This window comes from Microcoleus sp. Pol12B3 (assembly GCF_036701355.1).
Lineage (GTDB): Bacteria > Cyanobacteriota > Cyanobacteriia > Cyanobacteriales > Microcoleaceae > Microcoleus.
Map to the genome: position 1 here is coordinate 1 of NZ_JAUBQS010000171.1, position 1,124 is coordinate 1,124.

At 45.9% G+C, this 1,124-nt stretch carries 2 protein-coding genes; one reads left to right on the forward strand and one right to left on the reverse strand.

The genetic code is table 11. From position 1 onward, the window contains the following. Positions 1-253 precede the first annotated feature (253 nt). Positions 254-790 carry a glycosyltransferase gene (locus QUA53_RS29040; RefSeq protein ID WP_333101339.1) on the forward strand — a complete coding sequence of 179 codons (537 nt, stop codon included), beginning with the start codon at positions 254-256 and terminating at the stop codon, positions 788-790. A gap of 114 nt (positions 791-904) precedes the next feature. Here QUA53_RS29040 and QUA53_RS29045 read toward each other — a convergent pair. Then, positions 905-1,124, reverse strand: a 220-nt coding sequence (locus QUA53_RS29045) for a hypothetical protein (RefSeq protein WP_333101341.1), incomplete at its 5' end; no start/stop codon positions are given.

Below are 1,124 nucleotides of genomic sequence, written 5' to 3' on the forward strand. Positions count from 1 at the left end.
TCACTGTTCATTGAGGGAGGGGATAGGTTTTATTTTGCACCCTCATTCTCTCCCGGCGCGGTGGCTCTAGTTCTTCTGAAAGCCACCGTTCTCATCTTTATTTAGTCTAAACTACAGTTATTATTTATCGATGCCGACGTGCGACTCAAACCAGGGGCGATCGAAACCGCTATTGCAATAGCATAAACTGAGAAAATAGACTTATTCACCTGTATGCCAGCGCTGGGAAAGTGAGTGTTTTGCCGAGTAGTTAGTGCAGCCGATAATCTTCAATCACCTAGCAGTTTGCTACAACTTCACCGCCGTCAACGATCCGACAACAGACAGTGCTTTTGCGGGCGGGCAGTTCATGTTATTTAGGCGATCGGCTTACGAAAAATTTGGCGGTCACAAAGCAGTTGCCGGCGAAATTGTGGAAGATGTGGAATTAGCTAGGCGCATCAAAAGTGCGGGTTTAAAGCTCGGACTTTATTCCGGGTCAAATTTGGCATCCGTGCGGATGTATCGCTCTTGGATCGCATTGTGGGAAGGCTGGACAAAGAATCTGTATCTCGGCGCTAACCGCAGTTGGGGGTTGATGGTTTACATGGCTGCAATTATGTTCTTTATTTATCCTATGCCGTGGAGAGGATTTTTCATTATTCTGAAACAAATAATTTCCGTCTTCCCTCTTTCTTCTTCTGTCTTCTCTCTTCCTTCTTCCTTCTTAGTAAAAATCGTAATTTGGCACCATTACAATTTGCGCCGCTTGGGTGCCGAGATTTCTGAATGTCCGACGAGATACTGGTAGTTGGGAGGTTTCGGAGGTGCGTTAGTGGCGGCAATGGCGATCGGTTCTGCGATTAAAACTGAAACTGGTTGGGGGTGGACTTGGCGCGGTAGACCTTTGCAAATTAAGAGTTAATTAAAACTTACGCATGGGGTTCCAGAAACCAGTTTTTTTTGTGATTCTCAATGACCCTTTTATGGGCGGGCAGGATGCCCACCCCACAATAAAACTCACTCTTTGTGGAACAGGCCGGAAAGCCTGTTCTTGAGAATGGTGTAATATCATGTCCGGTCGATCAACCATGATATAATCAGGAGGAACAGCACCCCCATCAAATAAAGAATGCCAAAACGAA